This window comes from Bacillus sp. RO1 (genome assembly GCF_012524115.1).
In the GTDB taxonomy this organism is placed as follows: domain Bacteria; phylum Bacillota; class Bacilli; order Bacillales; family Bacillaceae_I; genus Sutcliffiella_A.
On sequence record NZ_JAAZWB010000010.1, the window covers coordinates 1 to 7,394 of the forward strand.

Annotated in this window: 7 protein-coding genes; 3 read left to right on the forward strand and 4 right to left on the reverse strand. The window is 42.4% G+C overall.

Going from position 1 to position 7,394, the window contains the following annotated elements; all coding sequences use genetic code 11:
* Nucleotides 1-602 precede the first annotated feature (602 nt).
* Nucleotides 603-1,295, reverse strand: coding sequence for a tryptophan 2,3-dioxygenase family protein (locus HC179_RS00245; RefSeq protein WP_168862513.1), 693 nt, complete (start codon nt 1,293-1,295; stop codon nt 603-605).
* 141 nt (nt 1,296-1,436) lie between these two features.
* Complete coding sequence (locus HC179_RS00250; RefSeq protein WP_205825167.1) at nt 1,437-2,318, reverse strand: NAD(P)/FAD-dependent oxidoreductase; 882 nt, start codon at nt 2,316-2,318, stop codon at nt 1,437-1,439.
* Nucleotides 2,319-2,492: 174 nt separating this feature from the next.
* On the opposite strand from HC179_RS00250, the gene HC179_RS00255 reads away from it, so the two are divergent.
* Entirely contained in the window at nt 2,493-2,837 is a 345-nt protein-coding gene (locus HC179_RS00255) for a YflT domain-containing protein (protein ID WP_168862515.1), read from the forward strand.
* A 153-nt stretch (nt 2,838-2,990) separates the two neighbouring features.
* A complete protein-coding gene (locus HC179_RS00260) occupies nt 2,991-4,388 on the forward strand; it encodes a hypothetical protein (protein WP_168862516.1) in 1,398 nt (465 codons plus the stop codon).
* 37 nt (nt 4,389-4,425) lie between these two features.
* On the opposite strand, the gene HC179_RS00265 is transcribed toward HC179_RS00260, so the two are convergent.
* Nucleotides 4,426-5,622 carry a class I SAM-dependent rRNA methyltransferase gene (locus HC179_RS00265; protein WP_168862517.1) on the reverse strand — a complete coding sequence of 399 codons (1,197 nt, stop codon included), beginning with the start codon at nt 5,620-5,622 and terminating at the stop codon, nt 4,426-4,428.
* Nucleotides 5,623-5,823: 201 nt separating this feature from the next.
* Between HC179_RS00265 and HC179_RS00270 the strand changes: the two genes are divergently transcribed.
* The gene (locus tag HC179_RS00270) at nt 5,824-6,783 is read left to right on the forward strand and encodes a M20/M25/M40 family metallo-hydrolase (protein WP_168862518.1); all 960 of its coding nucleotides are present in this window, start codon (nt 5,824-5,826) and stop codon (nt 6,781-6,783) included.
* Between the two features lie 95 nt (nt 6,784-6,878).
* Here HC179_RS00270 and HC179_RS00275 read toward each other — a convergent pair whose 3' ends face one another.
* Nucleotides 6,879-7,055 (reverse strand): hypothetical protein, encoded by a 177-nt coding sequence (locus HC179_RS00275; RefSeq protein ID WP_168862519.1) that lies wholly within the window; start codon nt 7,053-7,055, stop codon nt 6,879-6,881.
* Nucleotides 7,056-7,394: the final 339 nt, after the last annotated feature.

Here is a 7,394-nt window from a genome sequence, read left to right on the forward strand (position 1 = left end):
TTTACTGTTTGCTGCGGGGCTTCAGGTCCTGAGACGGCTCCTCTGTTACCGTTTGGCTGTTTGAGGCGGGGCTTCGGGCATTGAGACGGCTCCTCTGTTACCGTTTTGCCGTTTGTGGCGGGGCTTCAGGTCCTGAGACGGCTCCTCTGTTACCGTTTTGCTGTTTGAGGCGGGGCTTCGGGCATTGAGACGGCTCCTCTGTTACCGTTTTGCTGTTTGTGGCATCGCTTCGGGCATTGAGACGGCTCCTCTGTTACCGTTTTGCTGTTTGTGGCGGGGCTTCAGGTCCTGAGACGGCTTCTCTGTTACCGTTTTGCTGTTTGAGGCGGGGCTTCGGGCATTGAGACAGCTCCTCTGTTACCGTTTGACTGTTTGCTGCGGGGCTTCAGGTCCTGAGACGGCTCCTCTGTTACCGTTTGACTGTTTGAGGCATCGCTTCAGGGCTTGATAAAGTATCTATTTGGATACCCCCCTGTTCAGCGAGCACTTCGGGCATTCACATTAACACCCCTACCGCGTAACTCATCATTTCAAAAACAAACACAAAAAAGACCGCCCCAAAAGGCGGCAACAACACACGCCCTTCAGAACAGCCTTCCATATCACAACGGCTTCGGATCGTAGCTCGAACCCGTCCAGTCCGTCAATTCACAAACTGCTTCCCAAAGTTTAGGGTAAAACTCAAACTTTGCTCCTCTTTCCAACGCCTGAGCAGGTATCCCCTTCAAGCTTTTCGTATTCAATCCAATCATCCTGCGTACAAGCTGTATGTGATGCTTACGGAACGTTTGGAAGTTTTCGTCAAACGCAATCAATTCTTGCATCAGCAAGTACAGCTCATAATTGTCACCGGCAGTCTTATGAAGCATGAACGGTGTCAGTTGCTTGTCGTTCAACAGCTGTTCAAACGGCCCCCATAATGTAGGTCCAAGTCTTAGTATTTCATTGAATCCAGGTGAGTCCTGTCCGCTTCCACGTCCAAGTGCGAGCCTGATAGTATGGTAGTCTCTTGGAGTGATCACTTTTACCATATCAAACACTGGCGGCAGATGCTTCAGATGCATATTCACCCTTTGTAGCTGTTGTGTTGCCCCCAAGACTTCCCCGTGCTTCATATTTGCATCCGCTAAGTGAATGTACTGAATGATCAGCTTGAAATGCAACTCAGCAATTTGGTGAATCATTTGAAACGTGAGCTCGTCATCACAAGAGAGTTCCCCAGCTCCCTTTTGTAAGCTTAATAGCTCTTCGGTACGAATATACTTTTCATAATCTGTCACTTTCTTCTCTTCCATTTTTTCTCCTCCTACTATCGAATAAATGGAAAGGCGCTAGCAGCTAATGTCTTCTATCTTCCACTCAAACGTATATGTAAACCCTTACATTTTATGTTACGCACTCGGACAAATAACTGTCAAGCTACAAATAAACCCACATCAACTTTCCAACAAGCTTTTATGAATCCAGATTGCCGCTTGAATGCCGTCCCCCATAGCAATGGCGGCTTGTTCAGAATGAACAGTTATATCACCGGCCGCCCAAATATTCTCCACAGAGGTATTCTTTGTCCGAGGATCCACCAGAATGTGTTTATTTTTATCCAACTTTACCCCAATTTGCAAGGCAAGTCCTGTATTGGGCATGTTGCCACCAAATGCTAAAAAGGCATATGCAGACTCAAGACGGTCTCCGTTAGCAAGTGTTACTCCTATAAAATCAGAACAATCCGCATGTATATCCGAAATCTCATCAGAAACAAGACGGATGCCTTTTCCAACTAATTTATCCATTAAGTCAGCATCAATTTCTCCTTTTCCGTGGTTGATAAAAGTAAGCGCATCTGTCCAATATGTCAGCGTTAACGCCATGGAAGCTCCCGCATTTCCGGAGCCAATCACAAGAGCTTTCTTATTCGTAATTTCGTACCCGTCACAATCTGGACAGACGAACACACTTTTTCCAAGGCAAGGCAACAGGCCTTCAAGTGGAGGAATATTATCTTTAATTCCGGTTGCTAGCAGCAGCCTTTTCCCAAAAAACTGCTGCGAAGTTGAGGTGGTTGCACAAAACTTCCCTCCCGTTTCCTCCACTGCTTCTACACGCTGTTTTTCAAACTGAACTCCTAATTTCAACGCTTGCGTTTGCCCAATACTCCTAAGCTTCTCTCCGCTCACTCCATCTGGCCATCCTAGAAGATTATGATAGCAATGACAAATACTCGAACGACCCTTTCCATCATCTAAAACAAGGACGTTATGTTGGTACCTTCCCAGTTGGATAGCTGCCTGAAGTCCGGCAATACCTCCCCCAATAATCATACAGTCATACACCACAGTAAGCTCCCCATTCTCTCATCATTTGCTTATTAGTATTTGAAGTTTTTTGCGTATTATCAGAAAAGCTTTTTCCTACACAAAAAAATTTATTTAAGAGTATGTTTCACTTTCTGTCAGCCGGGTATCTTTATTACATAACCAAGGAGGCGATAAAAAATGAAACCCACTTATAAAGAGTTTCAAAATGATGAACAAGTAGTAGGAGCAGTACAGGAGCTAAAAACTAAAGGTGTTCATGAGGACGATATCTTTGTTATCACTCATGATGATGACCGTACAAAACGTGTAGCTGATAACGCTGATGCTAATACTGTTGGCGCCGGTGAAGTTGGTATGGATACTTATGTAAAAAATATTTTCCGCAAAAAAGGAGACGAGCTTCGTGCTCAATTCGAGGAGTTAGGATTCACAGCTCCAGAAGCGGAACAGTTAGAGGAAAAGCTTGATCAAGGTAAAGTGATCCTGGTGGTAAAAGATAAAACAGCAAGCACGACGTTTTAAGACTTGAACGAAGTTGAATCCCCCTTTTAAAATATAGAGAAGCGGATGGCCCCAGGTCGTCCGCTTCTTCGTTTTTTCTTTTTTGCTTTTTCATGTTACACTCTAATTAAGCAATCTCTCAAAAAGGCGTAAGACCAATTAGGAGGGAATTATATGACAAAATATACGACAAGTATTAACATCCAACATGAAAAGAAACATCTACACCTCAACCCTACAAACCTCTATATGTATCAAGGATTTCAAATCATAGAAGCTTACAATGAAGAGCACGCAGAATGTTATTACTTATTTTTCTATAAAACATCGTACCTCACCGGAAAATCCACATCTAAAATTAAACGCAGGTCTCAGCTAAGCACCATTCTACAAAAAGGCATTCACTTCTCACCAGATCATCCACTATTAGCATATCTACTCACTCATAACCGAATTCTCACATTCCCTGCCCTGACTCCGTTGTGGGAAAAAATTCAGAAAAGATATTCGCCGCTTGAAGCATCCAACATCCTTACCATTTTCGACAACTATATGAAAAAAGAGAAAATAACCAAAGTGATGAAAGAATTTGCGCTGCAATACCGCAGGGAAGGTCAACTCCTGCACACCTACCAACTTCTGCGACTAATAACCGCCATATACCCAGCCAACAAATGGGCACAAGAAATGTCTAAGAGCCTTCAATATCAGTCCTATCAAGCACCATATACTACCCATCCATCCTCCTTGCTTTCCAAGGATCCACTTTATGTTGAAGAATATTGCTACAAACACATAAAACAAGACGATTCGAAAACCCTGTTGTTGCAATTACTGCAAAAGGAAGACCGGAAAATGGAGCAGCTCAGCCTGTACTCCCACTTACTAGTCATGAGTACACCCACTGACCACACTCTCTATATACAAATGATAGCCAGCTTACCGGCCGATTTCACAAATAATGAGAAAGTGGATCTCCTAAGCTATATCCTAAGGAAGCGCGCCACTCATCATGTAGGGTTGTATCAAGATTTGCTTGGGTTATTAAAAAAATCCAACCGGTATGAAGACCTTTTAATTTTACTTACAAAAAACAAAGCACTCATCACAGAAAAAGACCTGCCTTACGTGCAGGAAGCTTTACTGCATGTAAAATGGATAGAGAATTCCGATTGGCTCAGCAAACTTACCTTTCATTTTGATGATGATGTATCACCAAAAGATGTTCAGACACTTTTTCAATCATTTGTGCCTAAGTTACTTCAAATAAAAGGGCTTGATTATACAGAAAATTGGATCGCTCCTTATTTCTCAAGATATCCAGGCATCCCGATCTTGATGAAGATCAAGAAAATGGCTGCCCTGAAGGACGATCCGGACCAAATGTATGCGCTTGGTGAACTATATTATGAATTTAAACAACTCTCAGAAGCGGTGGAGTGCTTTAACTGGGAGTTGGAGCTAGATCCTACCAATATTCGTTCTATAAAATGGTTGTCGAAGCTTTATCTCGAGATGGGGATGGTGGAGGAATCGAAGTCCTATCAGTATATGTTGAGGGATGGGTCATAAGTTGAAAGGAGCCAGCTAACAAGCTGACTCCTTTTCTTTATCCAATTCTTTTTATAAACAATACCTTCAGATAGTTCCCTTCTTTAAACTCCTTGATGGTAGCAAAGTCGCTTGGCAGGGAGAACTCCTCAACGATTTTGTATTTTACGTTGTTTTCTTTAAATGCTTGGTCGATAAAACCTTTGAATTTGTCCATGCCGAATGTAGCGGCGTTGGTGGAAGCGACAATCAGGCCGTTCTTTTCGGTAATGGCAATGGCATCAGAAACTAAGCTTGTGTAGTCTTTCTCGGCCCGGAATGTCACTTTTTTTGAACGAGCAAAGCTTGGTGGGTCCATGATGACGACATCAAATTTCAGATTCTTCTTTTTCGCGTACTTGAAGTAATGGAATACCTCTTCTACAAGAATCGACTGCGTTTTTTCGTCGATATTATTTACGTTGAATTGCTCGGTTGTTTTTGGCAAGCTGCGTTTGGCCAAATCTACGCTTGTGGTTTTGACGGCACCGCCTAATGCTGCATATACAGAGAACGCTCCTGTATAGGAAAAGGTGTTAAGGACTGTTTTCCCTTTGGCGTATTTATCCCGGATGGTTTTTCTTACTTCCCGTTGATCGAGGAATACCCCGACCATCGCGCCATCGTTTAGATGTACGGCGAAGTTTACGCCGTTTTCTTTAATGATAAGAGGTGATGGTGCCCGTTCTCCTCTTATAAAATCATCGTCCTCTACATACTGGCCGTCCATGTTGAATCGTTTCTTTTCGTAAATTCCTTTATATTCAATGACTCCTTCGATGGCTTCTAAAATTTCCTCGCTGAAGGAGTAAATTCCTTTGCTGTACCAGTTAATTACAAGGTAGCCGTCAAAGTATTCGATGGTGAAGCCGCCAATTCCGTCTCCTTCTCCGTTAAAAAGGCGGAAAGCAGTGGTGTCATCTGCTTTCATAAGGGCGGGGCGTTTGTTTACAGCTTTTTGAAGGGCACGTTTGAAGAAAGGGATGTCCATTTCTTCGTTGGGATCTTTGCTGACAATCCAGCCGTATCCTTTGTTTTGGTTACCGTAGTAGCCTTTGCCGAGAAAGTTGTTCTGTTCGTCTACCAGTTTTACGAGTGTGCCCTCTTCTTTTAGGTCATTCCCGTTGATGAGGGATTGCTTCGAGATAAGCGGGTAGCCGCCTTTATACGGTTTGGCGAATTTATTTTTCACTTTAAGTGTTAGTTTCTGTCGCATGCTTTCATCCAATCTTTTGGGTTTTTAGTGTGGTTGTATTATAACGCAAATAAGGAGAAAAGCCGAATTTGGGTAAAATAGTTACCAAATAGATATTAAGAACTATCTTGCACACTTTGATTAGTTTATTGTTGAAACTATGAATCTTTAATTTTATAATTATTCATGTTTGTTAATAATTATAAGTTAGGGGATAGCAGTATGAAAAAGATACTATTAGTAACAACATTAATATGGATGGTGGCAGTGTCAGCAGTTTCCGCGGCCAATGGAGGTTCTTTGGTACATAAAACAGGAGCCCTTTCCTACAAGCATACACAATTCTTATCCGAAACAATCGGAGCCCGTGTAGCTGCTTCAGATGAAGAGGCTGCGGCAAGGGAGTATATTAAATCTCAATTCGAAAAGATGGGGTATGAAACGAATATCCAAGATTTTTCTTATACAAGCAGAGGTTCATCTTACGATTCTGCCAATGTGGTGGCATTTAAGCCTGGAAAAAGTGCGAAAGTATTAGTGGTAGGTGCCCATTACGATTCTGTGGCAAGAGGACAAGGTTCAGATGATAATGCTTCTGGTGTCGCGGTGATGCTTGAAGCGGCTGAAGTGCTGAAAAAGATTCCAACGCCATACAGTATCGTGTTTGTGGCATTTGGAGCGGAGGAAGTTGGGCTGCAAGGATCGAAGTACTTTGTCAGTCAAATGAATACTGAAGAAATTCAGAATACTGTAGGAATGATTAACTTGGACAGCTTGGCAGTCGGAGATTATATGTATGTTCATGGAAGTGCTGGAGCGGAAGGTTTCTTGCGTGATCAAGCTCTTGCGATTGCTGATAAGAAAAAGTTAGATCTTCGCATCAACCAAGGATTAAACCCTAATTACCCTGCCGGTACAACTGGTGATTGGAGTGATCATGCGCCTTTTAAAGAAGTAGGTATCCCATATGCTTATTTTGAATCAACGAATTGGGAGATCGGGGACTTGGATGGATATGAGCAAACTGAGGAGCATGGAGGTATTTGGCATACTGATCATGACACTTTGGAATTCATTCAACAGGAATATCCTGGGAGATTGGAAGAGAGGCTACACACCTATTCAGCTGTACTAATTGACTTGTTGAAATTCACCGATAAAACCAGCACAGCGAAAAAATAAGTTGATTTTGATGCTTCCCTATTGGTTGATTGATGCCATAGGGGAGTATTTTTGTAAAATAGAATCATCTATCTAACTTCTAATCAACTTATCGCTTAATTGTTCATTTTCCTCCAGGTCAATGATGCAATCAGGAGTATAACACCCACTGAAGCCCCAATAATTTGGTCTAATAGTAGTTCACCCGTTCTGATAACACGAATCGTAAAAGCACCTCCAAAAATGGCAATTATGGTAATTGCTAATTGAATAAGATATGAGTTAATATTCATCGAATACCTCCATATCGATTTTGTTGTATATCTTTTATACGTACTAGAATGTTTCGAATTTGACTATATTACCCTTGTCACTGAGATTTGCATATCGTCGGGGGGTGAGAACTTCTCTTCTCCTTTTTTCTCGCCACTGGGGTCTTCATACGGGCGATGAGAACCTCTCTTCTCCTTTTTTCTCGCCACTGAGGTCTTCATACGGGCGATGAGAACCTCTCTTCTCCTTTTTTCTCGCCACTGAGGTCTTCATACGGGCGATGAGAACCTCTCTTCTCCTTTTTTCTAGCCACTGGGGTCTTCATACGGGCGATGAGAACCTCTCTTCTCCTTTTTTCT

Coding starts and splice junctions, on each gene's coding strand:
- HC179_RS00275 (WP_168862519.1), bottom strand. CDS start 7,055: ATGAATATTAACTCATATCTTATTCAATTAGCAATTACCATAATTGCC.
- HC179_RS00260 (WP_168862516.1), top strand. CDS start 2,991: ATGACAAAATATACGACAAGTATTAACATCCAACATGAAAAGAAACAT.
- HC179_RS00270 (WP_168862518.1), top strand. CDS start 5,824: ATGAAAAAGATACTATTAGTAACAACATTAATATGGATGGTGGCAGTG.
- HC179_RS00245 (WP_168862513.1), bottom strand. CDS start 1,295: ATGGAAGAGAAGAAAGTGACAGATTATGAAAAGTATATTCGTACCGAA.
- HC179_RS00265 (WP_168862517.1), bottom strand. CDS start 5,622: ATGCGACAGAAACTAACACTTAAAGTGAAAAATAAATTCGCCAAACCG.
- HC179_RS00250 (WP_205825167.1), bottom strand. CDS start 2,318: ATGATTATTGGGGGAGGTATTGCCGGACTTCAGGCAGCTATCCAACTG.
- HC179_RS00255 (WP_168862515.1), top strand. CDS start 2,493: ATGAAACCCACTTATAAAGAGTTTCAAAATGATGAACAAGTAGTAGGA.